Genomic DNA, 26457 nt, shown 5'->3' on the forward strand with positions numbered 1-26457 from the left:
CATCTTGTCGCCGCCGACGCGCACCGAACGCGAATAGACGATGCCCGACAGGGACAGGACGGCGACTTCCGTCGTGCCGCCGCCGATGTCGACGACCATCGAGCCGGTCGGCTCGTGGATCGGCAGGCCGGCGCCGATCGCTGCGGCCATCGGCTCGTCGATCAGGCCCACCCGGCGGGCCGAGGCGTTCAGGCAGGAGTCGTTGATCGCGCGACGCTCCACCGCCGTGGCGCCCGAAGGCACGCAGACGATGATCTTGGGGTTCACGAAGCCCTTGCGGTTATGAACCTTGCGAATGAAGTGCTTGATCATCTCCTCGGCGACTTCGAAGTCGGCGATGACCCCGTCGCGCATGGGACGGATGGCTTCCATATGGCCCGGCGTCCGGCCCAGCATCTGCTTGGCCTCGATGCCCACGGCGTGCACGATCTTGCGACCGCCGACGTTGCGCAGCGCCACCACCGAGGGCTCGTTCAGGACGATGCCCTTGCCCTTCATATAGATCAGGGTGTTCGCGGTCCCCAGATCCATCGCGATGTCGTTGGAAATGGCGCCGAAGAGGGAAAAGCTCATGGGGGTTTGTTACCGTGTGTCGTATGGGCCGGGGCGTCGATTGTCCGTGGTCTGACGGGCGACGCCCCACGACGCGCATCCCCATACGCCTCGTTTCCTGATCGTCCGCGCCTGACTGGGCGAGGCCCGTTTGCCCGCACTATGAGGCGATTACAAGCCCTGATCCGGCCTCAGTCGAACGGGCCGATCACGAGGCGGTGACGGCTAAGCTTCTTCCCCCTTCCCCGCCTCCTCGCGGCTCGCCTCGCGCCGCCTCACGATCTCGCGCACCCCCAGCATCAGGGCCAGCCAGCCGACCCCCACGCCCGCCAGTATCGCCGAGGTCCACACGCCGTCCCCGGCCACCGCCGCCATGAAGGATCCGCCGAAAAACGCCACCAGCGCGGTCTTGGGCAGCACCCCCAGGGCGCAGCCGGCCAGATAGCCCGCGAAGTTCGCCCGCGCCGCCCCGAAGGCCATATTGACCACGATAAAGGGCGCCGACGGCACATTGCGGATGATGAAGGAGGCATAGAAGGCGTTGCGCCCCACGAACCGCTTTAGCCGCTCGGTCGTCTTCCCGCCGAACCGCTCCAGCATCCGCGCCGTCGGCCCTCGCCCCAGCCAGTAGGTCACACCCGCCGAAACCACCGTCGCGATCCAGCTGAACAGGAACCCGAACCACGGCCCGAACGCCACCACACAGGCTGCGATCAGGATGAACTGCGGCACCCCCAGAAACGCCGAGACGGTGAACACCGCCACCGCCGCCGCCAGCCCCCAGGGCCCGACCCGGAACCCGCCGAGCCAGGCCTCCAGCCTCTCCTCGGCGCCCAGGGCCATCTGCGTCTTGCCGAAGGCGAACACGGCCACGATCGCGCCCAGCAACAGCGCCGTCGCCAGCAAGGCCCGCCACCGCGCGGCCTCCATGTTCAGAACGAAGTCGATCAGGCGACGCATGGGCCCCGATACCACCCTACCCCGCCCCTATGGAACCGGGACTGGACGCTGCTCGGTCTCCCAGGACGCGATCCGCCATTCGTCATCCGTTTCCTTCCGGAAGCGCAAGGTGACGCCCAGGGGGTCACGCGCGCCGGACGTTTGGGTCAGCAACAGTTGGCCAACAACGGTCACGCCGCCTGCGTCGCCTTCCGCGCGCAGCACCCGAAGCCACCGGTCGCCCAGCGCCCTCTTCTTCCACGCCGCCTCGATTCCCGCCCTGCCCTCGAACCGCCGCCCGTCGATCGCCAGCAGGGTGACATCGGGCGCCTGCATCTCCGTCGCATAGGCCCGACGGGCATCTCCCCCGATCCCCACCTGCAGCGCCTCCAGAACCTCCGCCGCCGCGATCGGCTGGGCGCTGCCCGCCATCAGACAGGCCCTCAACCGGCCGGTTCCATGGCCATATCGCTCGATGGCGAAATGCCCGCAGGTCGGAAAGGCCGCTGCGACGAGAATGGCGACGTCATGAACGCGCTCGGTCGCCGGATCCTCGCCGCAGGACGGTCGGTTCCAGCGCTTCACCTCTCTGTCGTCGATCAGTTCGACGATCACCCGGGGCGGATCGAGACATCGCAAAGCCAACGGCGTCCGGCCTTGCGCGATCATGGTCTTCATGTCCGGCTCGGGCTCGGGTTCCTGCCGATCCCGCACGGCCTTGATGATCCTGTCGACCTCGTTCCACCCAACCTCCCAGACGGGGCGCGTCAGGATGGCGACATGGCCGTCGGCATGAAGGGTCCGCGCCTCGGCGAAACCCTCGCGCCGATACTCGTTCAGCGGCCGGTTCATGAAGCTGACCGCCGGCCAGATCGTGCCAAAGGCGTCATACCGGAGGATTCTGACGCCCTTGTAGCCTTCCGCGGCCAGCGCCTCCGCCGTGGGCAGTTCGAGCTTGCCGAGCAACCCGGCCATCTCCTCGGCGCCACAGACCTCCGTCGAGCGTTCCGAGCAGGACGGAATTTGGTTCGGCTCCCAACCACGTTGCGCCATCGCCGGTGCGGCAGCCAGCGTGACCAGCGACGCGATCGCCAGCACGACGCCCGGATGCCGGGGTCGCCCAGTTCCAGAGGGCGGGCGATTCACTTTCGGGTGGATCGGGCGACGCATGATCAGGTTCTCGGCTGGAACGGCTCGACCGTCCACCCTTCAAGCCGCCATTCCTGCCAGGCCCGGTCCCAGCCCCAAACCTGCGTAAACGGTGCGAAGAATCCGCCGTTGACCCGACCCTCGCCATCGACGCTGTCAGTCTCGATACGACCGGACACCTCGACACGCGTGCCGCTGACGCCCGAGAATTTCATCAGATTGACCCGAAAGCCGCGCTCCTCGGCCTCCTTCTCAGCCAAAAATGCGCCGATCGAACGCAGCATGCCCGTTTGCCGATATCGACGCTCATCGCCGGGCCACGTCAGAACCGCGTCGGCGTTCGTTCCCATCCAGGCGCTCCACGCCCGCTCTCGTGTCGTACGCTGGCCGGGATCGGCATGGCCCACGCCGATCTGGTTCATCAATCCGGCGGCCGCCATTCTGTCGCCATCCAGATTGCCGCACAGGGCCAGCCGGATCACGTCGCTGGGCTCCCGCTTGCGGTCGAGCAGCACGCAGTCCGGCAACAGCGATACCGCGCGCGCCGCCAGATCAAAGGCGAAGGTCGCCGTCAGTTCGCCGCCGCAGGCGCTCTCGCCGCGTCGACGCACCGGGACGTCTCGCCCCTCCGGCGTCGTGGTGTTGGCCATCTCGATCCAGGTCGACCAGGCGTGGAGGCAAACCTTATGAGGCGGGGTCATTCCAGGCGGGTAGATGGAACCCATATCCGGCGCCAACTCGCGGTCCGCGAAGCGCGCCGCACGCCTCACGGCCTCCCAGTCTGAGAGGGGCACGGGCGCCTTCATCTGTTTGTCGGGAGACAGATACACCACGACACGCGGCGACTCGCCCGGCCGGCGTTCGAAGGCGATGGTCGGCATGTCGCCGCCGAAGCCGTGCGTGAAACCGGCCCGATAGATTTCGGCGCCCGTCCCGGCCTCGGCCTCTATGGATGTAAGGCCTTGGCGAGCTTCGAACGCGGCCCGTCTTGCCCTGGCGCATGCCTCATCGGTCTGGCTGATCCGGCATTCCGGCGGCGACGGCGGCGTCTGCACCAGCGCCATCGCGGCGAGACCAACAGCAATCAGCATTTTTGAACTCAGAAACGCCTGTTCAATTGCACGCAACGCCCCCGACCCGTAAACAGCGCCCGCCTCCCGAGAACGAGAATTCCAAATGTCCCTGCAATCGTCCGCCCTCGCCCGCGTCAAGCCGTCCGCTACCATCGCGGTCAGCGCCAAGGCCCGCGCCCTCGCGGCGGCCGGTCGCGACATCATCGGTCTGGGCGCCGGAGAGCCGGACTTCGACACCCCGGACAACATCAAACAGGCGGCCATCGACGCAATCCATCGCGGTGAGACCAAGTACACCGACGCCGACGGCATGCCCGAGCTGAAGAAGGCCATCGTCGCCAAGTTCGCCCGCGAGAACGGCCTGACCTACGAGGTCAGCCAGATCCACGTCGCCTCGGGCGGCAAGCCGGTGATCTACAACGCCCTTCTGGCCACCCTGAACCCCGGCGACGAGGTGCTGATCCCGGCGCCCTACTGGGTCTCCTATCCCGACATGACCCTGCTGGCCGGCGGCGAGCCCGTCTTCGTCACGGGCGAGGAAAAGGACGGCTTCAAGCTGCGTCCCGAGGTGCTGGAGGCCGCGATCACGCCCCGGACGAAGTGGCTGATCCTCAACTCCCCGTCCAACCCGACCGGCGCCGCCTATACCCGCGCCGAGCTCGAGGCCCTGGCCGAGGTTCTGCGTCGTCACCCGCAGGTCTGGATCCTGACGGACGACATGTACGAGCACCTGACGTTCGACGATTTCGAATACACCACCATCGCCCAGGTCGCCCCGGACCTCTACGACCGCACCCTGACGGTCAATGGCGTGTCCAAGGCCTACGCCATGACCGGCTGGCGCATCGGCTATGCGGGCGGCCCCAAGGCCCTGATCGACCTGATGCGCAAGGTTGCCAGCCAGACCACCTCCAACCCCTCGTCCGTCAGCCAGTGGGCGGCCGTCGAGGCCCTGAACGGAACGCAGGACTTCCTGAAGCCCCGCAACGACGCCTTCCAGGCCCGCCGCGACCTGGTCGTGTCCATGCTGAACCAGGCCTCGGGCATCCGCTGTCCCAACCCCGAGGGCGCCTTCTACGTCTATCCGTCGATCGAGGGCCTGATCGGCAAGACCACCCCGTCCGGCGTCGTCATCGACGGCGACGACACATTCACGACGGAACTGCTGGAAGCCGAGGGCGTCGCCGTGGTCCAGGGCTCGGCCTTCGGCCTGTCGCCCTATTTCCGCGTCAGCTACGCGACCTCAGAAGCGGTGCTCGAAGAAGCCTGCACCCGCATCCAGCGCTTCGCCGCCAGCCTGAAATAATCGTTTTCCATCAAGGGGCGACCTTGCCTCTGGCAGGGTCGCGGACAGGTCCGAAATGGACCGCCGTGACGCCTGAGACCCTGGGGCCAGCACGAAACGCCGCCCCGTCAGGACGGCGCCCCCTACCCCGCCCGCTCCAGCCCCCGCCGCGCCGCCGCCAGTTGCTCGGCCATCACCGTCTTCAGGCGCTCCGGCGCGACGATCTCGACCTGGTCGCCCCAAGTGAACAGGTGCCAGGCCAGTTCGCGCATGCCTGAGGCGCGGAACCGCACCGTCACCCCGCCGTCCGGTCCGTCCTCCAGCGTCTGGGTCGGGTGCCAGCGCCAGCCGCGCGCCTCGTCCGCGCCGGCCGGCGAGATGCGCAGCACCACATCCTCGATCTGGTCCTGATAGATGCCGAAGGACTGGCTGGCGAACGCGGTCAGGTCGAAGTCGGGCGGTGGCGGCGAGACGCCCTCCTCGGCGCGGACATCGGTCATCCGGTCCAGCCGGAAGGTGCGTATCTCCCCGGACTTCCGGTCCAGCCCCACCAGATAGTTGGCCCGGCCGAACATCAGGCCGCAGGGCGCCACGGTGCGTCGCCGCGCCTCGGCGCCCGGCCGGGAATAGATGAAGCCCAGAGGCGACTGGGCCAGCACCGCCCGGCGAATGGTGGCCAGCACCGCCTCGTCCGCGCTGGGCCTCGGCCCGGCCTGCACCGCTATGGTTTCGGCCCGGACCAGGGCCTCCAGATCGGGGGCCAACCGGTTCAGGGTCGTGGACCGCATGGCCGACTTCAACTTGCGTTCCAGCCCTTCCAGCGCCGCCGCCCGGGCGTGTTCGCCCGTCCGCCTCAGCCCCTGCGCCGCCTTGGACAGTTCGACCAGTTCGCCAGCCGTCGGCGCCTGTTCGAACCCCGACAGACCGCCCCGGATGCGCCAGCGCTTGCTCGGCGGGTCCGACACCTCCTCCGTCTGCGGGAACAGGGCCAGGACCGCGTCGCGCAGTCGCTCGGCCGTGCGCCGACCGACGTCCATCTCCACCGCCATCTCGTTCAGCGTCAGGCCTTCCGCCGAGGCCGCCATGCGCCGCGCCAGTTCGATGACCAGAACCGCCTTGTCGTGCCTCATGCGCCTGCCCCGAAATGATACGACCGATAATGGCGCAATACTGTCGCATCCTCTCAACATCGGCAAGACGCCCCGACCGACAGGAGACATTCCATGGCCCGCTCGACAATCGCTTCCCGCTTCTCCCCCGCCGCTGCTGTCGCGGACAGCCGCTACCTGATCGTCCCGTGCGAGGCCGACGGCTGCGGCGATCTGGCCGTCATCTGGGACCGGCTGGAGGAACAGGTCGTCGACGTCATCTCCGCCGCCGCCAGCGCCCGCTATTCGGACGAAGACCTGCTGTGGGACGAAGGCCGCGCCTTCGCCGAAGCCGCCGACGCCTACCGAATGGCGGCCTGAGGCGCGAAGGTTCAGCCCCTCGCCGGCTTCGTCCAGCGGTCGATCTGCCGCTGCGCCGGCCCCTCCACGAACCGGTGCGCGAGAACCGCCAGCCCGACGATCCACACGAACAGGCCGACGGCGAAAAGGTCGTTCAGCCACACCGAGCCGAAGTCGATCCGCCGCCCGTTCGGCATCCAGTCCAGCTTTCTGGCCGCGATCAGGACCACGGTCAGGACGAACATGTGGACCATGTAGATCGCGAACGACCAGCGCCCCAGGGTCACGAGCGCCCTGTGATCCAGCAGCCTCGACACCGCCCCGTTCTCGCCCGCGAACACCCAGACCGCGACGACGAAAGCCAGGGTCACGGCCACCGTCGCCGGCCCCGTCGCCCAGGCCACGAACAGGCAGACGGCCACGACCGTGGCGAGTTCCAGCACCGTCGCCCCCATGCCCTTCAGGCGCGGAATTCGCACCCAGACCCCCTGCAGGGCCGCGCCGAGGAAGAAGCCGTAGAAGGCCCGGGGCACGGCCGCCACATGGGTCGTATTCATCCACGGCGGCGGCGGCGTCGTGTCATGGACCGAGGCCATCAGCACCAGCACCACGCCGACCAGCGCCACGGCCAGTCCAATGACCCGGAACCGCCTCGGCGCCGCCAGCACCAGTCCGGCGAACAGGATGTAGCAGGCCACCTCGGCGCTCAACGTCCAGGCCGGCCCGTTCCACGTCAGATACGGATGCACGTTCCACGCCTGGACCAGCAGCAGGTTGGTGAAGATGGCCTCCACCGACCGGTCCCGCGCGAACGGCGGGACGGCGTCGAAGGGGGTCCACAGCCGCACCAGCTCCAAGCCCACGAAGGCCGCCAGCATCAGGGCGTGCAGCGGCCACACCCGCCCGAGCCGCCGCACCATGAACCGCCCGGCGTCGCGCGGCGTCTTCAGACGTCCGGCATAGGCGTGGGCGATCACGAAGCCCGACAGAACGAAGAAGTAGTCCACGAACAGATAGGCGTGCTGGACCAGCCCCCAGTCCCGCCAGTGGCTCGCTACCGGCATGTGAAACATCACCACCAGGATCGCGCAAACGCCGCGCAGGGAATCCAGCGCCTCGAAACGGACGTGGGCGGGCGGTGTCGAGGGCGCGGCGGCGGTGTTCACAGCCGCGTGATAGCGCCGCCGTCAGCCGCGCGATAGAGGCTTCACGCGCCGGTCGGATAGCGCTCCCGCATCCACGCGACTGACCGTTCGGCCAGTTCCTTCAGAACCGCCTGATCCACGTCGGCCAGCCGGTTCAGATAGAGGCAGGACACCCCCGTCGTATGCTTGCCCAGCCGCGCCATCAGGTCGGGCTGCCCCTCGAACCCCGGCATGATGTAGATCGTCAACTTGGCCTTGCGCGGCGAGAAGCCGATGATCGGCCAGTCGGCGGGCTTCTTCGTCGTGTTCACATAGGTATAGCGGCCGAAGCCCACGATCGACGGCCCCCACATCACCGGCGGCTCCCCCGTCACCTCGGTCATCAGGGCGCACAGGGCCTCGGCCTCCTCACGCCGTCGGGCATCGGGCTGCGCCGCGATGAAGTCGGCGACGGGAACGTCGGTCGGTTTTGTCTTCGGCTCGGACGCCATGTCGTGTCTCCCCGCCCCACCTTCGCTCAGGAACCCGGCGGCGACCAGCCCGTCGGCGCCATCTCGAAGGCCGAGAACTCGAACCCTGGCGCGACCGTGCAGCCCATCAGGCTCCACGCCCCCAGCCCCCTCGCCGCCTGCCAGGCCCCGGCCGGAACCACCGCCTGCTTCGCCTGCCCGGCCTTCAGCTCGTCGCCCAGAACCACGGTCCGAACGCCCGTCTCCGTCGCGATCCTCAGCTCCAGCGGATCGCCCATATAGTGGTGCCAGACCTCGGCCGCATCGACGAGGTGCCAGTGCGACGCCTCCCCCTCGGCCAGCAGGTAGTAGATCGCCGTCGACACCGCCCGCCCCTCCACGGCGTGCGGGTCGCGGAACGTCTCGCGATAATGCCCGCCCTCGGGATGGGGCGACAAGGCGAGCCATTCGATCACTTCGGCGGCGGTGAAGTTCATAGCGGGAGGTTAGAGCGATTCCGCCTGCTAAAGGCCTCGGCTCAGCGCCAAACCTCCAACCCATGGCGACGCATCGCGATCCTGCATTTCTCGGCCGCATTGGCCGAGGCCGCAAGGTGGCGATCCTGAAGCGCTGCCCGTTCTTCCTTTGGATTTGAACGGCCTCCGGCAGGTGTCAGGGCGACATCCCGCAACGAGCCCATTCCACCTGTCGTATCCGCCAACACAGCGCCGAGCGCTTCGAGATCGTTGACGGCAAGCCTGAGGCGATACTCATCGACGCGAATAGCGACCGACCAGCCCCACTCTCCGCCATATTCCTTCAACAAGCCGGAGACTTCCCCGAGCGCGTCGATCACATCCTGGACCTCGGGACCGACAGGCATCGCCTCACAACGCCTTCACGATCCCCTCGACCATCTTCTTGGCGTCGGCGAACAGCATCATGGTGTTGTCGCGGAAGAACAGCTCGTTCTCCACCCCCGCATAGCCCGCCGCCATACCGCGCTTGATGAACAGGACGGTGCCGGCCTTTTCCACGTCCAGGATCGGCATGCCGTAGATCGGGCTCTGCGGGTCGGTCTTCGCCGCCGGGTTTGTCACGTCGTTGGCGCCGATGACGAAGGCGACGTCGGCGGTGGCGAACTCGGCGTTGATGTCCTCCAGCTCGAACACCTCGTCATAGGGGACATTGGCCTCGGCCAGCAGGACGTTCATGTGGCCGGGCATGCGGCCGGCGACGGGGTGGATGGCGTATTTCACCTCGACCCCTTCCTCCTTCAGCTTGTCGGCCATTTCGCGCAGCGCATGCTGGGCCTGGGCCACCGCCATGCCGTAGCCGGGGACGATGATGACCTTGGAGGCGTTCTTCATGATGAAGGCGGCGTCGTCGGCCGAGCCCTGCTTGACCGGCCGGGTCTCGACCCTGCCGCCCGCGCCTGCGGCCGCATCGCCCCCGCCGAAGCCGCCCAGGATGACCGAGATGAAGCTGCGGTTCATGCCCTTGCACATGATGTAGGACAGGATCGCGCCCGACGAGCCGACCAGGGCGCCGGTGATGATCAGGGCGATGTTCTCCAGCGTGAAGCCCAGCGCCGCCGCCGCCCAGCCGGAATAGGAGTTCAGCATCGACACCACGACGGGCATGTCGGCCCCGCCGATCGGGATGATCAGGGTCGCGCCGAGGATCAGGCTGATGGCGAAAATGCCCCAGAAGGCCCAGAGCGCCGTCCCGCCCGAGCCGATCATCACCCCGATCAGCAGCACCAGCGCCAGGGCCAGGCCGATGTTGATCAAATGCCGCGCCGGCAGGATGATCGGCGCCCCCGACATCCGCCCGTCCAGCTTCAGGAAGGCGATCACCGAACCGGTGAAGGTGATGGCCCCGATGGCGACGCCCAGGCTCAGTTCGATGATCGAGACCGTCTTGATGCCGGCCCCGTCCGAGATGCCGAAGGCCACCGGCGCATAGACGGCGCCCACGGCCACCAGACAGGCGGCCATCCCGACCAGACTGTGGAAGGCCGCGACCAGCTGCGGCATGTCGGTCATGGCGACCTTCTTGGCGATCAAGGCTCCTGCCCCGCCGCCGACCACCACGCCCGCGCCCAGCAGGCCGACCGTCACCCAGTCCAGGGCGCCGCTCGTGCCGAGCGTCAGCAGGGTCACGCCCACGGCCAGGGCCATGCCGACCATGCCGAAGGTATTGCCCTGACGGCTGGTCTCCGGGCCCGACAACCCGCGCAGCGACAGGATGAACAGGACGCCGGAAACCAGATAGGCCAGGGCGGCGAGAGAGGCGTTCATGATCTTGTCGAATCCTTCAGGGGCCGAGTCGCGGCGTCTTTTCGTTCACGGCTTTTGTCGAAGTGGTGGAGTGCGAACACCCCGGCCGCGCCTACAGCAATCAGCAGCGCGGCCCATCCCGCACCTCGGACGAGGCCGATCCATCCGCTCTCGTCGAAGCGCTCGAGTGCCATTGATCCGAGGATCATAGCGATGCCTGCGGCGGCCAGAATCCATTGGATGAGCGCCGACGCGCGGTGAAACACGACGCGAGCCGCAAGCACTATGCCGCAGCCGATGATAAACATGGCGGTGTGAAACTCATTGAGGCTGCTCCGCGCAAGCCACAGCAGACCGATGCAGCCCAGCGCAATCAGAACAACAGCGACCCGTCCCAAGAAGATCACCGCGCGAGACCGCCGATCACCCCGACGCGCATCTTCACCTGAATAGAAGATGGCGGCCAGGATGACGCCGATCAAAGGCGCGATCGCGAAGGCGAGGATCACCCACATCTCACCCTCCCTTCGGCCGACAGGTGCGGGTCAGCCGCCACAGGGCGGCGAGGATGAAGAGGGGCGACAGGATGGCCAGGGCCCAGTCGATCGGCGTCATGGCCCGCGTCTGGATCACGATCCTCAGCAGGGTGGCGGCGAAGACCAGCACCACGCCGCAGTCCATGAAGCGCATCTTCTGAATGGCGTCTTTCTCGCGCAGCCAGCTCCAGACCCACAGGCCCAGCCCCAGCCCCGTCGCCGCCCACGACGCCGCGCGCGCCAGCCCGATCGGATCCAGTTCGCCGAGCGCGAGATCCGGCATCAGGTTCGCGTCCCGCCGGCAATCCGGGTCTTGCGAAACATTTTGACGCCTTGAAGAAGAGAACCCAACGACAGGATGGCGGCGCCGAACGCCCCGATCCGCTCGCCCTCGAACCAGGCACCAATCGCGTACCAACCCCAGAAGGCCGTCATCAGCGGGAAGAATATCCCGATCAGCGCGCGCTCGATGAGCTGACGTCGTGTCGACGACAGCGCGCCGCTGAGCAGAACCAGACCGATCACGCCCGCCAAAGAGACGGGGATCGCAATCATCATGGCGATGTCCTGGGACGTCATCATCGGCTCAGCCTTTCGCCTCCGCGGGCTTCGCCGGCCGTTCCTTCTTCTTGTACATGGCCAGCATCCGCCGGGTGACCATGAAGCCGCCGAAGATGTTGACGCTGGCCAGGGTCACGGCCGCCACGCCCGCGCCCTTGGCGATCCAGGACGTCGCCCCGCTGTCGCCTGCGGTCGCCGCGGCGGCGATCAGGCCGCCGACGATGATGACGCTGGAAATGGCGTTGGTCACCGCCATCAGCGGCGTGTGCAACGCCGGCGTCACCGACCAGACGACATAGTAGCCGACGAAGATGGCGAGGACGAAAATCGCCAGACGAAAGACGGTGGGATCAACGTGTTCCATCAGTTCCGGGCCTCAAGGCGTTCAAGACGATTGTCGATACTGACCAGCAGGCGCAGCACACCGCCGATCAACAGGCCGGCGAAAAGAAGATAGAGCGCGGGAACAATCAGCATGAACCCGAGCCCGCCCGAGCGCGGCGTGAAGATGTTGATCACACCGATCAGAAGCGTGACGCCGGCGAGGACGGGGCCTCCGATAAGGGCAATGGTCGCCACCACGCTAAGGAACTTCTTCAACCAGCCATTCATCCCCGCACCCCTTCATGCACCACGGCGCCGCCGCTGGTGACCACGGCCGCCTTCAGGATTTCATCTTCCAGATCAACCGCCACGGCCCCGTCCTTCAGCATCAGGTCGAGGAAGGCGACGAGGTTCTTGGCGTAGAGGCTGGACGCATCCGCCGCGATCCGGCCCGGCAGGTTGGCGATGCCGACGATGGAGACGCCGTTCGGGGTCACGACCGTCTCCCCGACCCTGGCCCCCTCGACGTTTCCGCCTGCCTCGACCGCCAGATCGATCAGCACCGAGCCCGGCTTCATCGTCGCCACCTGTTCGGCCGTGACCAGCACCGGCGCCGCGCGGCCGGGGATCAGGGCGGTGGTGATCACGATGTCCTGCTTCCTGATGTGTTCGCCGGTCAGGACCGCCTGCTTGGCCTGGTATTCGGCCGACATCGGCTTGGCGTAGCCGCCGGCCGTCTGGGCGTTCCTGAACTCCTCGTCCTCGACGGCGAGGAACTTGGCACCCAGGCTCTCGACCTGTTCCTTGGTCGCGGGCCGCACGTCGGTGGCGGTGACCACCGCGCCCAGACGCCGCGCCGTGGCGATGGCCTGAAGACCGGCGACGCCGACCCCCATGACGAAGACCTTGGCCGGGGCGACCGTGCCCGCCGCCGTCATCATCATCGGGAAGCCGCGCCCATAGGCCGCCGCCGCCTCGATCACGGCGCGATAGCCCGCCAGGTTGGCCTGTGACGACAGGGCGTCCATCACCTGGGCCCGGGTGATGCGGGGCACGAACTCCATGGCGAAGGCGGTGACATTCGCCCCGGCCAGGGCCGCGACCGTATCCTTCTCGCGGTAAGCGTCCAGCAAGGCCACGACCACCGCACCGGGCTTCAGGCCCGCGATCTCCTGAGCCGTCGGCCCGCGCACCTTCAGCAGGATGTCGGCGCCCTCCAGCACCGCCCGGGTGTCCGGCTTCACCACCGCGCCCGCGGCGACGTAGTCGGCGTCAGGGAAGGACGAGCCCGCGCCCGTCCCCGCCTCCACCGTCACGGTGCAGCCGAGCGAAACGAACTTCTTCGCGGTTTCGGGGGTCAGGGCGCAGCGCGTCTCGCCTTCCCGGCGTTCACGCGTCACGGCGATCGCGACAGCCAATCGATTCTCCCCAAGAGACATTCGTTCTTGAGAGCGAGGTTAGGCTGGAAAGGATTGCCACGTCAAAGCGCGGATGCGCGATTTCACGCAGAAATATTGCCGCGAAGGGCAAGAATCGGCGTCGCGACGCAATTTATTGGTCCAAATCGGCGAGGAGCCGCCGCGCTGCCCAATCAGGCCGCCCGCGACACCGCGAAGTCGGCCAGACCTTCCAGCGCCGTCCGCCACTCGCTGACCGGCAGAACGGCCAACGCCGCCTTGGCCCGGTCGGCGTAATCATAGGCGGTGTCGATGGTGGCCGCGACCGCGCCCGAACCGACGATCAGTTCACGCGCCCGGTCGAAATCGTCCTCGGTTCGCTGCCCCTTGTTGATGGTGCGGTCCCAGAAATCGTCTTCCCGGCCCTGCGTCCTCTGAACCGCCAGCAACAGCGGCAGGGTGACCTTGCCCTCGTTGAAGTCGTCTCCGGCGTTCTTGCCCAGGGTCTCGGACGCCCCGCCATAGTCCAGGGCGTCGTCGGCCAGATGGAAGGCCAGGCCGAGGTTCAGGCCGTAAGCCCGCAGAGCGTTCGACGCCGCCTCGTCCACCCCCGCCCCGACCGCCCCCGCCTCGGCGGCGGCGGCGAACAGTTCGGCCGTCTTGGCCGAGATGATCTTCAGATAGGTGTCCTGATCCAGGTTCAGGTCGTGCGACCGCGTGAGTTGAAGCACCTCGCCCTCGGCGATCACCGCAGCCGCCTGCGCCAGGATTCCGAGCGCCGTCATCTGGCCCGTCGCGACCCTCAGCTCGAAAGCCCGCGCGAAAAGGACAGCGCCCACCAGCACGCTGGACGGCGCGCCCCAGATCAGGTGCGCCGCCACCTTGCCGCGCCGCAGGTTGGACACGTCCACGATGTCGTCGTGCAGCAGGGTCGCGGTGTGGATGAACTCCACCGCCGCCGCCAGCCGGATCGGGTTCTCGATCGTCCCGCCCGCCGCGCGCGCCGCCGCGACCGTCAGCAGGGGCCGCAGCCGCTTGCCGCCCGCCGCCACGATATGGTCCGCCAACAGGGGAATGACCGGCACGTCCGACTGCATGCGCTCGACGATCAGGGCGTCGACCCGCATCATGTCGGGCGTCGCCAGACGCACCAGCGCCTCGACATCGCCTTTCGAGCGGGCGGGGATCAGGGTGGCGGCGTCCAAGAAACTCTCTGATATCTGGCGTTTCGGGGCCGGAACGGGCTGAAAAACGCAAAGGCGGCTTGCTGCGTCGCAGCGAGGCGGACAATGGTGATCGGACCATGACGGGTCAAGCCGAATGACACTGCCCGACGCCCCGCCCCCTGAGGATTCAACGGTGGACGAGAGCGCCCTGCTGGGTGGCCGCGTGCGCCTGTTGCAGGGCCGGGACGGCTATCGCGCCGGAATGGACGCCGCCCTGCTCGCCGCCGCCGTCGCCGCCAAGTCGGGCCAGCGCCTCATCGAGGCCGGCTGCGGCGCCGGCGCTGTCCTGATGCAGGTCGCCGCCCGCCGCCCCGGCGTCGCCCTGACCGGGGTGGAGCGCGACCCCGCCGCCGCCGAGCTGGCCCGCCGCAACGCCGTGCTGAACGATGTGAAGGACAGGACCTCGATCGTCACCGGCGACGTCGCCGCCGGTCCCGGCCCGCTCGCCATTCCGCCCTTCGACTGGGCGATCTCGAACCCGCCCTTCTTCGACGACCCCGACGCCCTGCGCGCCCCATCCCCCGGCAAGCGCGGCGCCTGGATGGCCGATGACGGCCTGGCAGCCTGGACCAGCTTCCTGCTGAAGTCGGTGAAGGACGGCGGCCGTATCCTGATGATCCACCGCGCCGACCGTCTGGCAGACATCCTTACCCTGCTGGGCGCTAAGGCCGGCTCCTTCACCATCCTCCCGATCCAGCCCTTCGCCGACGCACCCGCCAAACGGGTCATCGTCCAGGCCGTCCGCTCCGGCCGCGCGCCGCTTCGCCTGCTGCCGCCGCTGGTGCTGCATGACCGCTCCGGCGCCAAGCACACGCCCGAGGCCGAGGCGGTCCTCAGGGGCGAGGCGGGGCTGGAGTTTTAGCGCCTTCTTTCGTCATTCCGGGCGAAGGGCCCCTTGGCCCGCAGACCCGGAACCCGGCGGCGCGCGCGAGCGCGAACCTGTCACGGACGCAGTCGCCTCCGGCATTTCGCCTCCGCTTCACTACGGCGCCGCCTCGTTCCGGGTCTTCGCTACGCTGCGCCCGGAATGACGAAAGGAAGTTGGTTTTTGCTGCGCGAACCGTTTTCAGCGCCGAAGTCCAGATCGGCGGTTTGCTCTGCGCCTTCCTACCACGCCCCCAACTCCCGCAACTGCTTCGCGAGATCGTCCGGCAGATCCCCCGCATCCATCGTCGACAGATCCGGCGGCGCGTCCTTCGGCTCCAGATAGCGCCAGCCCTGGAATGGCCTGCGCGCCTGCGGGGCCGTGCGGATCACCTCGGGCGACAGCTTGATCACACAGGACTTCGCCTTCCCCTCCCCCCGCGTCGAGATGTCGAGGATCGGCATGCGACAGGTCACCGACCCCTTCATCACCCAGAACAGGGAGCCGCCGTCCTCGATCTCGTCGGCGCGCTTGGGCGTCATCCGGGTGTTGACGGTCAGCCACTGGCCCTTTGCGGCGCGGCGCTCCAGCGTCTCGACCTTGGCCACGCCGACGCACAGCTTGATCATGTGAAGAGGCATGGACGCGATATCGGCCCTCAGCCCATCCGCCGCAGGACCAGGGCCGACCAGGCGTCGCGATGGATGCGCCGCTCCAGCCGGAATCCCTTGGAGACATAGGCCGCCGTCACCCGCCGCTCCTGTGTCCGCAGCAGGCCCGACAGGATCGCCACCCCGCCGATCCGCAGCGCCAGCTTGATGTCCTGCGACAGGGAAACCAGCGGCGGGGCCAGGATGTTGGCCAACACCAGATCATAGGGGCCGTGCTGGCGCACCCGCCGGTCGTTCAGGCCCGAGGCGTGAACGAAGCTGGCCTTGGCCCTGTTCAGATGCGCGTTCTCGTTGGCGATCCGCACCGACGGCGCGTCGATGTCGGTGCCCAGGGCGACCCGGCTGCCGGTCTTCGCCGCCGCGATGGCCAGGACGCCGGTACCGCAGCCGACGTCCAGCACCCGCTCGAACCGTTCCCGCTTCAGCAGTTCGTCATAGGCGATCAGACACCCCACCGTCGTACCGTGGTGGCCGGTGCCGAAGGCGGCGCCGGCGTCGATCTTCAACGCCACGGCGTTCGGCGGAACCTGCCCCTGATCATGGGCGCCATAGACGAAGAACCGCCCGGCCTTCACCGGCGGCAGGCCGGACAGCGACATGGCCAGCCAGTCGGCGTCGGCCAAGGGCTCGACCTTCACCTTGACCTGATCGTGGTCGGCCAGCACCGCCTCGATCCGCGCGGCCTCGTCCTCGGTCGTCGGGAAGGCGTCGATGCGCCAGATCCCGCGATCCTCGTCCTCCTCCAGGATGGAATAGGTCGCCCCTTCCAGAAGGGGGTCGGCGTCCATCGCCTCGGCGGCGGCCTCCGTCGGCGCGCGCAACCCGTGGGCGATGATCTGAACAGGGCTATATGACATCGAGCAAACGCCGCTATGATTGCGAATCAATATTCTTGCGGCCCGAACTCCCCGTGCCGCGCAAACCGAGGGGTCGGGTATCTCATGGCTAAGTCACCGTCTACGTCCAAACCGGCTGCGGCCAAATCGGCCGCGCCGAAAGCCGCCGCAAAGCCCAAGCCTGCCGCCGCGAAGGCCGCCGCCCCCAAGGCGGTCGCCGCCAAGCCCGCAGCCGTAAAGGCTGCGCCGAAAGCCGCCGCGAAGCCTGCCGCCGCAAAGCCGGCCGTGAAGGCCGCGCCCGCCAAGGTCGCTGCGCCCAAGACCCCCGCGGTGAAGGCCGCCCCGAAAGCCGCCGCGCCCAAGGCGGTCGCCAAGCCCGCCGCCGCCAAGCCCGCCCCGAAGGCCGTTGCGGCCAAGCCGGCTGCAAAGGCCGCTGCGCCCAAGGCCGCTGCGAAACCCGCCGCCAAGCCTGCAGCCGCGAAGGCGGCGCCGAAAGCCGCTGCGGCGAAGCCTGCCGCCAAACCGGCGCCCAAGGCTGCTGCGCCCAAGCCCGCCGCGAAGCCCGCCCCCGCTCCGGCGCCCAAGTCCGTGACGGCCGCCGCCGCCGCGCCGATGGAGACGCCGGCCCCCAAACTCACCGAGGCGCCCAAGCCAATCGAAACCCCCAAGCCTGTCGAGGCCCCCAAGCCTGCGGCGGCTCCGGCTCCCGCCGCCGAAGCGCCCAAGGGCTTCTTCGCCAAGCTCAGCGACATGATCTTCGGCAAGCGCTGATCCGCTCGCCATAGACCTGAAAACGGAAAACCCCGGGTGGTCGGAACCACCCGGGGTTTTTACTGTCCGGCGATGCTCTCGATCAGGCCGGCGAAAGGTCTTCCGACAGGATCGCCATTTCGAACATGAAGCTGCCGTCCTCGTCCTCGTCCTCGAAGACGACGCCGATGAACTCGTCGCCGACATAGACCTCGGCCGAGTCGTTCACCTTGGGCCGGGGCTTCACGATGATGCCGCCGGTGTTGAAGGTGCGCTTCAGGTGCGTCTCGATGCGCTTCATGTCTTCGTTGGTCACAGGTAGCCTCGGTGGTCTGGATTGAAGGCGCGGACCCTAAAGGGGCCGGATGCGTATGTCACGTCTCCTCCCCTACTGCGCAGCATGGCGAGGGGACGGCCGCGATCAGATCACGAAGTCATACACCACGTCGGCCAGGGTATGATCCATGGTCCGGGCCGGCTCGGCGCCGGTCGGGCAGTTGACCAGTCGCGCGGGCACCCCGGCGACGGTGCAACCCGAGGGCACGGGCTTCAGCACCACCGAGCCCGAGGCCACCTTGGCGTAGTCGCCGACCTCGATATTGCCCAGCACCTTGGCTCCGGCGCCCAGCAGGACGCCCTTGCCGATCTTGGGGTGGCGGTCGCCGCGCTCGGCCCCGGTGCCGCCCAAGGTCACCCCGTGCAGCATGGACACCTCGTCGCCCACCACCGCCGTCTCGCCGATGACGATGCCGGTGCCGTGGTCGAGGAACAGACCCTTGCCCAGCTTCGCGCCCGGATGGATGTCGATCTGGAACAGTTCGGAAATCCGGCTCTGGAGATGAAAGGCCAGGGTCTCGCGACCCTGGGTCCACAGCCAGTGGGCCACCCGCGATGCCTGCAGCGCCTGATAGCCCTTGAAGTAGAGGAAGGGCTGCAACAGCGTCTTGATCGCCGGGTCGCGCTCGGCGACCGCCTGAAGATCGGCCTCGGCCGCCGCCACGATCTCCTTGTCCGACCAGAAGGCGAAGGCGCAGACCTCGCGCACGCTCATGGGCGCCAGCTCGGCGTCGCCGATCTTGCGAGCGATCTGGAAGCTCAGGGCATTGGCCAGGTCCAGGTGCGACAGGATGGTCGCATTCATCACCGACCCCAGATGGGGCTCGGTCCGCGCGGCGTCCTCGGCCGAGGCGCGCAGCTGGGCCCACACCGACTGATCGGGCGAGACGACTTCGAGGCGCGGGCTGGAGGGGGTGGTCATCGGGCGGCTCCTGAGGCGACCATCATACCCGCGTCAGCATGGCGTGCGCCAGCCAGCCGGGCAGAAGACCTTCCTTCGCCATATGGTAGGCGCGGAACGCCGTGGCCACCGTCATGGAATCCCGCACCGCGCCCCGACCGATCTCCTCGATCAGCCTCAGGAAGGGCACGCGAACGATGGCCAGAACCTCGGTCGGGTCCGGGTCGGTCGCCACCGGCTCCAGGTTCCACGCCAGCCAGCAGATCGCCCGCTCGTCAGTCACGGAGTTGGACAGCTCCATCCGCAACACCTCGCGCCAGGACCGCGCCGCCAGCCCGGCCTCTTCGGCCAGTTCGCGCTGGACGCCGTCGAACGGATCCTCGCCGAACGGCGCCCCGCCCTCGGGCATTTCCCAGGAATAGTTCATCAGGGCGAACCGCGCCTGACCGACCAGGGTGACGGTCCCGTCGGAATGGATGGGCAGCACCCCCGTCGCCAGCGACTTCGGCCGCAGCACCGCATAGTCGGCCGCCGCCCCGGTCGGCGCCGTGGCCTCATGGGCTGTCAGCCGGACCCAGTCGTTCTCGAACGCTTTGGTCGAGGACCGATCGACCCAGGCCGGCGCAGGCGGCCGTCCCTCGGCCCAGATCGGGACGGGATCGACATCGGGGGTTTCGGCATCGTCGCTCACCTCTTCCCTATGGCGCCGGACGCCCGCCGCGCCTAGCTAGGTCGAATGACACAGACAGTTTCGCCGCCCGCTCTCGGAGAACCCCTGCCCGCCCCGACGCCGTCGAGCGAGTTGCGAAACCGGCTGGCGATCCGTCGCTCGGCTCCTGCGCAGGCGCTCACGACGCCCGGCCCCGACGCCGATCAGATCGCCGACATCCTGACCCTCGGCGCGCGCAGCCCCGACCATGGCAAGATGACCCCCTGGCGCTTCGTCGTCATGGGTCCGGAAAGCCGCGCCGGGATCGCCGAACAACTCGCCGCCTTGGCCGTGGCCAAGGGCCTGCCCGGCAAGGCCCAGGCGGTGCTGGCCAAGCTGACCGCCGCCCCGACCACCATCCTGGTGATCTCCACCGCCGCGCCGGGCCTGAAACCCGTCTGGGAACAGGAGCTCAGCGCGGGCGCCGTCTGCATGAACCTCGAACACGCCGCCTCGGCCCACGGCTTCGCGACCTGCTGGATCACCGACTGGTACAGCTACGATCCCGAAGCCGCCGCCCTGTTCGGCGTCCAGCCAAACGAAAAGGTCGCCGGCTTCATCCACATCGGAACCTCGCCGGAGCCGTTGCTGGAAAGGGACCGGCCGGATGTGGCGGCGCTTCTAGAATGGCTACCATGATTAACTATTTTTCGAGCACCAGGACAGAAATCCCTGTATTCTCAGACAAGTAGCCATGCCGGACCGACCAACAAAACTGGATCCATGCGTCCGAAAAACCAGCTATTCTGGCTCGCCTCAGCACGTCCCATCCGGGAACTTCAAATACCAGCGCGCCCCCCTCTTCGAACGGGTTGCCGTGATACTCTGGCTCGGTGAGATGGACGACCTCGCCATTTACCAATCGAGCCTTGACCGTCCCAGTCTCTGAAACGATTGCGAATGGCACGGTGCCGATATGTCGTCCGCCGGGCCTCAAGACGCGCGCCATCTCGGCCATGGCGGCATCGAGATCGGGAACGTGTTCCAGCACTTCGTTCGTGGTGACGATATCGAACATCTCATCATCGAACGTCAGCGCCGTTAGATCCTCGTGCGGAATAGGAAACATGCTCCTGCGCAGTTCTTCGGTCGAACCATACTCTGACCCGAGATAGCGGGCGAAACGCCCTCTCATCAGGAGCGCGAAAGCCGTGATCGCCTCAGCGCCGTAGATTTTCGTCTGATGATCGACGCCAAAGCGCTCAATCTCGTGCATGACCGCCCGCACCCGCGATCCGATGAACCCGTTGCCTAAACCTTCGCGAATGTTCCCGTCGAAACTGATTTCTGATCCTGAGATCGCACGTCCGGTCAGGGGCTCAACAATCCCTCGTTCCAAAACACGTCGCACCAACTCATTCGGGCGATCTACGCCGTAAACGAAGGGGTTGTGCGCAGCGAACGCCTTCCATTCTTCAAGCGAGCGTAGCGAAACGCTCGCTTCTTCCGCCTCGCTCAGGTCGGCCAAAGGGTCGGAGATATTGGGAATGGGCATGAGGTCGCTATGCCAGCAATCTCGTGCGTTCGCCAACAGTTACTAGCCCGAAGCTCCGCTAGGATCGAAAGCTCCATATGAGCCGATCAGCGTCGGCCCCTAGAAGACGGCGTGTGGTGGAAGCTTCACTTTTCAAAGCAGATCAGCACCACGCCGGTGTACTCGGTCACATAGCCGTATCTGCGCGACCAAACATACTGATACCAGGCGTCCGAAAAGCCGGCCGCCTTGGCGCGGTCGAGCAGATCCCAGCCGGGTATTTCGAACACAAGCGCGCCGCCCTCCTCGAACGGGTTGCCGTGATGTTCGGGCTCCTCGAGATGGACGATCTCGCCCTCGACGATCTTCGCCCGCACCTGCCCGGTCGGCGTGTCGAGATGACAGGGCGCCGTGCCGATATGACGGCCTCCCGACCTCAGAACCCGAGCGATCTCGCGTAAAGCGGCGTCCAGATCGGGCACATGTTCGAGCACTTCGTTGGTCGTCACGATGTCAAAGCGTCCGGACGGGAAGTCGAGGCGGGTCAAATCCTGGAACAGCACGGGGAACATCTCGTCCCTGACGGCGTCGTTCGAAGCGTATTCCGAGCCGACATATCGCGGGAAGCGTCCGCGCATAAGTAGGGCAAATGGGGTGACGGCTTCCGCCCCATAGATCCGACTGTCCTCATCCACCCCGAACCGCTCGATTTCGTGGAGCACTGCCCGAACCCGTGAGGACAGGCCGTTGGCGACGAGCGACTCGCGGATCGACGACGTCAGAACAGCCTCTCCCGGAGCGATGGTTCGGCCCGTCAGCGGCTCTTCGAATCCTTCGTCGACCAAGGCGGCGGCCATCAACCGGGCGTAATCCTGCGAGTGTGCGAACCGCGAGCTCTGGCGATAGGCGTGCCATTCCTCGATCGTCCTCAGTTGGACGTTCTCCTCGTTCGGGCCCTCCAGCTTTGAACGCTTCATGCGGGAGCGCGCGTTGCTGATCGCCTCCTCCTCCGGTCGCCGCACCAGGGACACCAACACCACCGAAATCATCATCAGCAGGAACCAGCTGCCCAGCTTGGCCAGGGATACCGGCGCCCAGCCGTCGGCCTGATCGGGATAGGTCCATGCGCGAGCGAAGGTGCCAAGGTTTTCCGCGAACCAGATGAACAAGGCCACCAGCAGGAACCCCAGCAGGAAGGGCATCGAGCGACGCTTGCGGTCGGCGGTGAAATAGAATTCGCCCCGGCCGAACAGCAGGATGGTCGCCGCGAACAGCCCCAGCCGGATGTCGGGCAGCCAGTGATGGCTGAAGAAGTTGATGTAGATCGCCGCCGCCAGCAGCCAGGTCGCCCACAGGGGGGGATAGCGGCGGAAACGGATGTCGAAAATCCGCCATATCCGCGCGATGTAGCTGCCCACCGCCGCATACATGAAGCCCGAGAACAGCGGCACGTCCCCGATGCGCAACAGGCTGGGCTCGGGATAGATCCACGATCCGTGCGCCGTCTTGAACAGCTCCATGATCGTGCCGACGACGTGGAAGACGAAGATGACCCTCGCCTCCTCCCAGCTTTCCAGCTTCAGCCACAGCATGCCGGCCTGGATCGCCACGGCCGCGATGACCAGGAAATCATATCGAGCGATGGGCGCCTGCTGCGGCCACCACAGATGGGTGCCCACCAGCAAGGCCAGCATCAGGCCGCCGAACAAACAGGCCCAGCCCTGCTTCAGCCCGAACATCAGGAATTCGAAGGCGGAACGCGACCAGATGCGGCGATCTGCCCGGGCCTGCACCTCCGTCAGAAGACGGCGGCCCCAGGTTTCGAGAGGAAGGCGACGGGAATCGATCATGGCCCCGTCTTACTCCATTCCTTCCGCCCCCGACCTATCTCCGATATTCCGTCGGATCGAACCGGGCGCACCGCCGCCGGGGTCGTTCTCGACCAGGCCCGAGGTCCGGCATCGGATCCGTGGCCAGGCTGGAATGAAATCCGGTGGAGGTGGTGCGATAGGCCAGAACCAGCCAGCGCCCGTCGTCCTGACGCTCGGCCACCAGCACAGCATCGGACATCAGCTCATAGGTCTTCGCCGAAGCCGAGGCTTGGCGATAGCCGCGTTCCCGGACCCTCACCTTGGCGAAGCGCGGGTCGGCTCTGATCTGGGCGATCTCGTAGCGGAACAGGGGCGCGGTCGCCGCCAGCGACACATAGATGGGCGGCACGGCGGCGGCCGATCCGGTGTCGGGATAGACATAGCCGGGACTGGCGTCGATGCCGCCCGGCGCCATCAGGCGATAGGGGCGCCCCTCGGCCCCCGCACACTGCTCGGCGTACCAGTCATCGACCAGCCCCAGGATGCCCGGATCGTCCGCTGACGGGTCCAGGGCCCGGGCCGGCGGCGCCCCGGCGGCCGGAGCGAGCGCGAGCGCCAGCAACAACGACCTCATGGCGTGGAACGGGCGCAGGTTCATCACCGAACCCTGCCACCGGGCGCGTCCTCAGGCTGCCGTCCGAACCTGACGGTCCGTCACCCCCGCCCGCGATAGGTCGGCACGCCCTGATCCGGCAGCCACAGCCCCTCGGGCGCCGCGCCGGTCTGCCAGAAGACGTCGATGGGGATGCCGCCACGCGGGTACCAGTAGCCGCCGATCCTCAGCCATTTCGGCCGCAACAGCTCCGCCAGCTTCAGCCCGATGGCCACGGTGCAGTCCTCATGGAAGGCGCCGTGGTTACGGAAACTGGTCATGTAGAGCTTCAGGCTCTTGGATTCGACCAGCCAGTCGCCCGGCGCATAGTCGATGACGATGTGGGCGAAGTCGGGCTGCCCGGTGACGGGGCACAGGCTGGTGAACTCCGGCACGGTGAACCGGGCCAGATAGAGGGCGTCGGGATGCGGATTCGGAACCCGCTCCAGCACCGCGGTCTCGGGGCTGGTCGGCTGGACGGTTTGCTGGCCTAGCTGATGCAGGCCGGAGGTGTCTGTGGTCATGGCGGCGATTTAGGGCGCCGACCGCCTCGACGCAAAGCCCGGCCGCCAGAACACCGCCGCGTCGCCTCAGAAGTTGGCGAGCGCGCGCGGCGGCGGCCCATAGAGGTTGTCGCCCGGCTGACCGGCCGTAACGCCCAGCCAGATCACGAAGCCCAGGTTGATCAGGACAGCCAGACCCCAAAGCCCCGCTATCCCGCCGACGCTCGCAAGCGTCCCGAAGCCGTCTCCATAGGCCGCAGCGCTCATGACGCCCCCGAACACAGCCATGGCGCTCAGAACCACCGCCGCCGCCATGACGCCGTAGGGAATGGCCGCCAGCCAGCCAGATCGGCCCATGTCGTGCAGCCGCTTGGACGCGACGCAGACGCCGAAATAGATGCTGGCGATGGACACGAGAGTTCCGATCAGCGGCAGCCAGCCCAGAACCAGACCTGCCACGAACAGGATAGCTACGCCGATCCAGTAGTCCTTCTGGCCGATGCGTCCATTGGCGTCCAGAAACAGGGTCCGCCAGTCGAACGACGCCCCCGAACCTGCCACGCCGGGCGTGTAGCCGGACGGCGGCAGCGGACCCGCCGGCTGGTGCGCCAGAACGATGACCTGGGTGGCCACCCCATCCGCCGGCACGAAGTCCACCTTCATGCCGCTGTAGACGGGCTTCAGCTGCTGCAGGTCCGATCTCGCGAAGCTGTAGCGCTGGCCGTCGTCGCCGCTGATCAGGCCCGCGCCGGGGCCGTCGTCGTAAGTCAGAATTTCGCCGCGCACGCCGTCTCTCCCGTCGCCGGAACCGCCCGGCTCCGCTCTCGCGACCTTAGCGGTATCGCCGTTCCGACGACAAGCCGCCCTTCGGATTTGCCTTCCCCCGCGTCGCCCAGTTAAGCGTAGCCAAAGACAACGGAGGACGACGCCATGGCCATTCCCGCTTCCCTGCAAAAGGGCTTGAAACTGCCGGTGATCGAGGCGCCGATGTTCCTCGTCAGCGGCCCGGATCTGGTCGTTGAATGCTGCAATGCCGGCGTCATCGGCACCTTCCCGTCGCTGAACCAGCGCACCACCGAGGGCTATCGGGACTGGCTGGTCGAGATCAAATCCCGCCTGACGCCCGACGCGGCGGCCTTCGGCGTCAACCACATCGTCCACCACTCGAACACCAGGCTGATGGCCGATCTGGCCGTGACGGTCGAGCATCAGGTGCCCCTGGTCATCACCTCGCTCGGCGCGGTCAAGGATCTGGTCGATGCGGTCCACGGCTACGGCGGCGTGGTCTTCCATGACATCGCCAACGTCCGCCACGCGAAAAACGCGGCCAAGGCGGGCGTCGACGGCCTGATCCTGGTGGCCAACGGCGCGGGCGTCCATGCCGGCATCATCAACCCCTTCGCCCTGGTCAACGAAGTGCGCCAGTTCTTCGACGGGACGATCATCCTGTCGGGCTGTCTCTCGACGGGTCAGGATGTCGCCGCCGCCCTGATGATGGGCGCCGACTTCGCCTACATGGGCACCCGCTTCATCAACACGACCGAGGCCATGGCGTCGGACGGCTACAAGGACATGATCATCGATTCTGGCGCGACCGACATCGTCCACACCCCGGCCGTCTCGGGCATTCCCGCCAACTTCATGACCAAGTCGCTGGAAGCCAACGGGATCGACCCGAAAACCCTGCCCGAGCATAAACTCGACATGGGCGAGGAGGCCCGGGCGTGGAAGACGGTCTGGTCCGCCGGTCAGGGCGCGGGATCGATCCACGACGTCATCCCGGCCGCTCAACTGGTCCAACGGCTCCGCGACGAATTTGCACAGGCTGCGGATCTGTTCGCCAACAAGGCCGGAGTCGCCTAAAGCCTCCGCGAATGATCCGTTCGTTCGCTCTCGCCGCCCTCGCCGTTCTCGCGCCCGCAGCCGCCCTGGCCCAGGACGGTGACAATGCACGCTACGACCCCGACCGCGGCTCGAACTGGACCTTTGAACTCGGCGCGGGCAGCGACAACCGGTCCAAGGGCGCGTCCAAAAGCGACGGCGCGCCCTATGTCTATGGCGAGGCTCAGTGGAACGCCGCCAACGGCTTCTACGCCGACGTGGAGTTCGAGACGATCGATTCCTCGGGTTCCTACGTCGAGACGGAAGCCGAGGCCGGCTGGCAATACTCCGCCTTCGGCCTGGATTTCGATACCTCCGCCTCGCACAAATGGCGGCTCGGAGCCGTGGCCGGCCATGACGACGCGGCCTGGGAGTACCAGTTCGACGTCATCAAGGACTTCGGCGACGTCGACGCCCGCCTGCGGGTCGAACACTCCCCGGACGGCCTGGGATCGACGGAGGCCTGGACCTGGGTCGAGACGCGCGTTCGCTGGCCGCTGGCCGACCGCCTTCAGGCCAGCGTCACCCTCGGCCGCCGGGAACAGGACAATGCGCCCGATTACACGGGCTGGAATGCGGGCCTGGCCTACGCCGTCAACGAGGTGGTCGAACTGGATCTGCGTTGGCATGACACCAACCTCGATTTGCCCGGGGATCAGTACGCCGGCGCCCTGGTCGCCGCCGTCAATCTCGCCTTCTAGG

At 67.2% G+C, this 26457-nt stretch carries 34 protein-coding genes and 1 pseudogene; 7 read left to right on the forward strand and 28 right to left on the reverse strand.

Going from position 1 to position 26457, the window contains the following annotated elements; all coding sequences use genetic code 11:
- The 4 genes from mreB to ACT6QK_RS03410 form a co-directional block, all read right to left on the reverse strand.
- A partial coding sequence (gene mreB / locus ACT6QK_RS03395) for a rod shape-determining protein MreB (RefSeq protein ID WP_444596399.1) occupies positions 1–573 on the reverse strand: 573 nt, incomplete at its 3' end.
- Between the two features lie 204 nt (positions 574–777).
- On the reverse strand, positions 778–1512 hold the full coding sequence (locus ACT6QK_RS03400) for a TVP38/TMEM64 family protein (protein WP_444596400.1): 735 nt from the start codon (positions 1510–1512) through the stop codon (positions 778–780).
- A gap of 27 nt (positions 1513–1539) precedes the next feature.
- Entirely contained in the window at positions 1540–2661 is a 1122-nt protein-coding gene (locus ACT6QK_RS03405; RefSeq protein ID WP_444596401.1) for a hypothetical protein, read from the reverse strand.
- Positions 2662–2663: 2 nt separating this feature from the next.
- Positions 2664–3767 (reverse strand): hypothetical protein, encoded by a 1104-nt coding sequence (locus tag ACT6QK_RS03410; protein ID WP_444596402.1) that lies wholly within the window; start codon positions 3765–3767, stop codon positions 2664–2666.
- A 49-nt stretch (positions 3768–3816) separates the two neighbouring features.
- Here ACT6QK_RS03410 and ACT6QK_RS03415 point away from each other — a divergent pair, with 49 nt between their 5' ends.
- A complete protein-coding gene (locus ACT6QK_RS03415; RefSeq protein WP_444596403.1) occupies positions 3817–5019 on the forward strand; it encodes a pyridoxal phosphate-dependent aminotransferase in 1203 nt (400 codons plus the stop codon).
- A 122-nt stretch (positions 5020–5141) separates the two neighbouring features.
- Here the strand turns inward: ACT6QK_RS03415 and ACT6QK_RS03420 are convergent, their stop codons facing one another.
- Positions 5142–6128 (reverse strand): helix-turn-helix transcriptional regulator, encoded by a 987-nt coding sequence (locus tag ACT6QK_RS03420; RefSeq protein ID WP_444596404.1) that lies wholly within the window; start codon positions 6126–6128, stop codon positions 5142–5144.
- 93 nt (positions 6129–6221) lie between these two features.
- Between ACT6QK_RS03420 and ACT6QK_RS03425 the strand changes: the two genes are divergently transcribed.
- Complete coding sequence (locus ACT6QK_RS03425) at positions 6222–6467, forward strand: hypothetical protein (RefSeq protein WP_444596405.1); 246 nt, start codon at positions 6222–6224, stop codon at positions 6465–6467.
- 11 nt (positions 6468–6478) lie between these two features.
- On the opposite strand, the gene ACT6QK_RS03430 is transcribed toward ACT6QK_RS03425, so the two are convergent.
- The 12 genes from ACT6QK_RS03430 to ACT6QK_RS03485 all read right to left on the reverse strand — a co-directional run bounded on the left by ACT6QK_RS03430 (position 6479) and on the right by ACT6QK_RS03485 (position 14345).
- Positions 6479–7612, reverse strand: a complete 1134-nt coding sequence (locus tag ACT6QK_RS03430) for an acyltransferase family protein (protein ID WP_444596406.1) — start codon at positions 7610–7612, stop codon at positions 6479–6481.
- Between the two features lie 41 nt (positions 7613–7653).
- Entirely contained in the window at positions 7654–8082 is a 429-nt protein-coding gene (locus ACT6QK_RS03435) for a DUF1801 domain-containing protein (protein ID WP_444596407.1), read from the reverse strand.
- A 26-nt stretch (positions 8083–8108) separates the two neighbouring features.
- The gene (locus tag ACT6QK_RS03440; RefSeq protein WP_444596408.1) at positions 8109–8537 is read right to left on the reverse strand and encodes a cupin domain-containing protein; all 429 of its coding nucleotides are present in this window, start codon (positions 8535–8537) and stop codon (positions 8109–8111) included.
- A gap of 41 nt (positions 8538–8578) precedes the next feature.
- Positions 8579–8896: a hypothetical protein gene (locus tag ACT6QK_RS03445; protein ID WP_444596409.1), complete on the reverse strand. Its 318-nt coding sequence runs from the start codon at positions 8894–8896 to the stop codon at positions 8579–8581.
- A 31-nt stretch (positions 8897–8927) separates the two neighbouring features.
- Positions 8928–10343, reverse strand: coding sequence for an NAD(P)(+) transhydrogenase (Re/Si-specific) subunit beta (locus ACT6QK_RS03450; protein ID WP_444596410.1), 1416 nt, complete (start codon positions 10341–10343; stop codon positions 8928–8930).
- Positions 10340–10837 (reverse strand): hypothetical protein, encoded by a 498-nt coding sequence (locus tag ACT6QK_RS03455; RefSeq protein WP_444596411.1) that lies wholly within the window; start codon positions 10835–10837, stop codon positions 10340–10342. The genes ACT6QK_RS03450 and ACT6QK_RS03455 overlap by 4 nt, the downstream gene beginning before the upstream one ends.
- A 1-nt stretch (position 10838) precedes the next feature.
- A complete protein-coding gene (locus ACT6QK_RS03460; protein WP_444596412.1) occupies positions 10839–11141 on the reverse strand; it encodes a hypothetical protein in 303 nt (100 codons plus the stop codon).
- Complete coding sequence (locus ACT6QK_RS03465) at positions 11141–11437, reverse strand: hypothetical protein (RefSeq protein ID WP_444596413.1); 297 nt, start codon at positions 11435–11437, stop codon at positions 11141–11143. Before ACT6QK_RS03465 ends, ACT6QK_RS03460 begins: the two co-directional genes overlap by 1 nt.
- Positions 11438–11444: 7 nt before the next feature.
- A complete protein-coding gene (locus ACT6QK_RS03470; protein ID WP_444596414.1) occupies positions 11445–11783 on the reverse strand; it encodes an NAD(P) transhydrogenase subunit alpha in 339 nt (112 codons plus the stop codon).
- A complete protein-coding gene (locus ACT6QK_RS03475; protein ID WP_444596415.1) occupies positions 11783–12019 on the reverse strand; it encodes a hypothetical protein in 237 nt (78 codons plus the stop codon). The genes ACT6QK_RS03470 and ACT6QK_RS03475 overlap by 1 nt, the downstream gene beginning before the upstream one ends.
- Positions 12020–12027: 8 nt before the next feature.
- Positions 12028–13161 carry a Re/Si-specific NAD(P)(+) transhydrogenase subunit alpha gene (locus ACT6QK_RS03480; protein WP_444596416.1) on the reverse strand — a complete coding sequence of 378 codons (1134 nt, stop codon included), beginning with the start codon at positions 13159–13161 and terminating at the stop codon, positions 12028–12030.
- 173 nt (positions 13162–13334) lie between these two features.
- Positions 13335–14345: a polyprenyl synthetase family protein gene (locus ACT6QK_RS03485; RefSeq protein WP_444596417.1), complete on the reverse strand. Its 1011-nt coding sequence runs from the start codon at positions 14343–14345 to the stop codon at positions 13335–13337.
- 115 nt (positions 14346–14460) lie between these two features.
- Here ACT6QK_RS03485 and ACT6QK_RS03490 point away from each other — a divergent pair, with 115 nt between their 5' ends.
- Positions 14461–15228, forward strand: coding sequence for a tRNA1(Val) (adenine(37)-N6)-methyltransferase (locus tag ACT6QK_RS03490; RefSeq protein WP_444596418.1), 768 nt, complete (start codon positions 14461–14463; stop codon positions 15226–15228).
- Between the two features lie 245 nt (positions 15229–15473).
- On the opposite strand, the gene ACT6QK_RS03495 is transcribed toward ACT6QK_RS03490, so the two are convergent.
- Positions 15474–15872, reverse strand: coding sequence for a DUF1489 family protein (locus tag ACT6QK_RS03495; protein ID WP_444596419.1), 399 nt, complete (start codon positions 15870–15872; stop codon positions 15474–15476).
- Positions 15873–15889: 17 nt separating this feature from the next.
- Entirely contained in the window at positions 15890–16759 is an 870-nt protein-coding gene (locus tag ACT6QK_RS03500; protein ID WP_444596420.1) for a 50S ribosomal protein L11 methyltransferase, read from the reverse strand.
- An 84-nt stretch (positions 16760–16843) separates the two neighbouring features.
- On the opposite strand from ACT6QK_RS03500, the gene ACT6QK_RS03505 reads away from it, so the two are divergent.
- Positions 16844–17509, forward strand: coding sequence for a hypothetical protein (locus ACT6QK_RS03505; RefSeq protein WP_444596421.1), 666 nt, complete (start codon positions 16844–16846; stop codon positions 17507–17509).
- Between the two features lie 82 nt (positions 17510–17591).
- Here ACT6QK_RS03505 and ACT6QK_RS03510 read toward each other — a convergent pair whose 3' ends face one another.
- The 3 genes from ACT6QK_RS03510 to ACT6QK_RS03520 form a co-directional block, all read right to left on the reverse strand.
- On the reverse strand, positions 17592–17789 hold the full coding sequence (locus ACT6QK_RS03510) for a DUF3126 family protein (RefSeq protein ID WP_444596464.1): 198 nt from the start codon (positions 17787–17789) through the stop codon (positions 17592–17594).
- A gap of 120 nt (positions 17790–17909) precedes the next feature.
- Positions 17910–18746 carry a serine O-acetyltransferase gene (gene cysE / locus ACT6QK_RS03515; protein WP_444596422.1) on the reverse strand — a complete coding sequence of 279 codons (837 nt, stop codon included), beginning with the start codon at positions 18744–18746 and terminating at the stop codon, positions 17910–17912.
- Between the two features lie 22 nt (positions 18747–18768).
- On the reverse strand, positions 18769–19416 hold the full coding sequence (locus ACT6QK_RS03520; RefSeq protein WP_444596423.1) for an NUDIX domain-containing protein: 648 nt from the start codon (positions 19414–19416) through the stop codon (positions 18769–18771).
- A gap of 45 nt (positions 19417–19461) precedes the next feature.
- Here ACT6QK_RS03520 and ACT6QK_RS03525 point away from each other — a divergent pair, with 45 nt between their 5' ends.
- A complete protein-coding gene (locus tag ACT6QK_RS03525) occupies positions 19462–20073 on the forward strand; it encodes a nitroreductase family protein (protein ID WP_444596424.1) in 612 nt (203 codons plus the stop codon).
- A 4-nt stretch (positions 20074–20077) separates the two neighbouring features.
- Here the strand turns inward: ACT6QK_RS03525 and ACT6QK_RS03530 are convergent, their stop codons facing one another.
- The 6 genes and pseudogenes from ACT6QK_RS03530 to ACT6QK_RS03555 all read right to left on the reverse strand — a co-directional run bounded on the left by ACT6QK_RS03530 (position 20078) and on the right by ACT6QK_RS03555 (position 24660).
- On the reverse strand, positions 20078–20929 hold the full coding sequence (locus ACT6QK_RS03530; RefSeq protein WP_444596425.1) for a class I SAM-dependent methyltransferase: 852 nt from the start codon (positions 20927–20929) through the stop codon (positions 20078–20080).
- A gap of 125 nt (positions 20930–21054) precedes the next feature.
- Positions 21055–21885: a class I SAM-dependent methyltransferase gene (locus ACT6QK_RS03535; RefSeq protein ID WP_444596465.1), complete on the reverse strand. Its 831-nt coding sequence runs from the start codon at positions 21883–21885 to the stop codon at positions 21055–21057.
- A 24-nt stretch (positions 21886–21909) separates the two neighbouring features.
- Positions 21910–22758 (reverse strand): annotated as a pseudogene (locus ACT6QK_RS03540) (DUF817 domain-containing protein); the annotation flags it as partial.
- Positions 22759–22792: 34 nt separating this feature from the next.
- Positions 22793–23377 carry a hypothetical protein gene (locus ACT6QK_RS03545; RefSeq protein ID WP_444596426.1) on the reverse strand — a complete coding sequence of 195 codons (585 nt, stop codon included), beginning with the start codon at positions 23375–23377 and terminating at the stop codon, positions 22793–22795.
- A 56-nt stretch (positions 23378–23433) separates the two neighbouring features.
- The gene (queF, locus tag ACT6QK_RS03550; protein ID WP_444596427.1) at positions 23434–23895 is read right to left on the reverse strand and encodes a preQ(1) synthase; all 462 of its coding nucleotides are present in this window, start codon (positions 23893–23895) and stop codon (positions 23434–23436) included.
- 66 nt (positions 23896–23961) lie between these two features.
- Positions 23962–24660 (reverse strand): DUF805 domain-containing protein, encoded by a 699-nt coding sequence (locus ACT6QK_RS03555; protein WP_444596428.1) that lies wholly within the window; start codon positions 24658–24660, stop codon positions 23962–23964.
- Positions 24661–24804: 144 nt separating this feature from the next.
- Here ACT6QK_RS03555 and ACT6QK_RS03560 point away from each other — a divergent pair, with 144 nt between their 5' ends.
- Positions 24805–25737 carry an NAD(P)H-dependent flavin oxidoreductase gene (locus tag ACT6QK_RS03560; RefSeq protein WP_444596429.1) on the forward strand — a complete coding sequence of 311 codons (933 nt, stop codon included), beginning with the start codon at positions 24805–24807 and terminating at the stop codon, positions 25735–25737.
- Positions 25738–25748: 11 nt separating this feature from the next.
- Entirely contained in the window at positions 25749–26456 is a 708-nt protein-coding gene (locus ACT6QK_RS03565; protein ID WP_444596430.1) for a TorF family putative porin, read from the forward strand.
- Position 26457: the final 1 nt, after the last annotated feature.

Origin of the sequence: Brevundimonas sp. (assembly GCF_052436175.1) — a bacterium.
Classification (GTDB): domain Bacteria; phylum Pseudomonadota; class Alphaproteobacteria; order Caulobacterales; family Caulobacteraceae; genus Brevundimonas.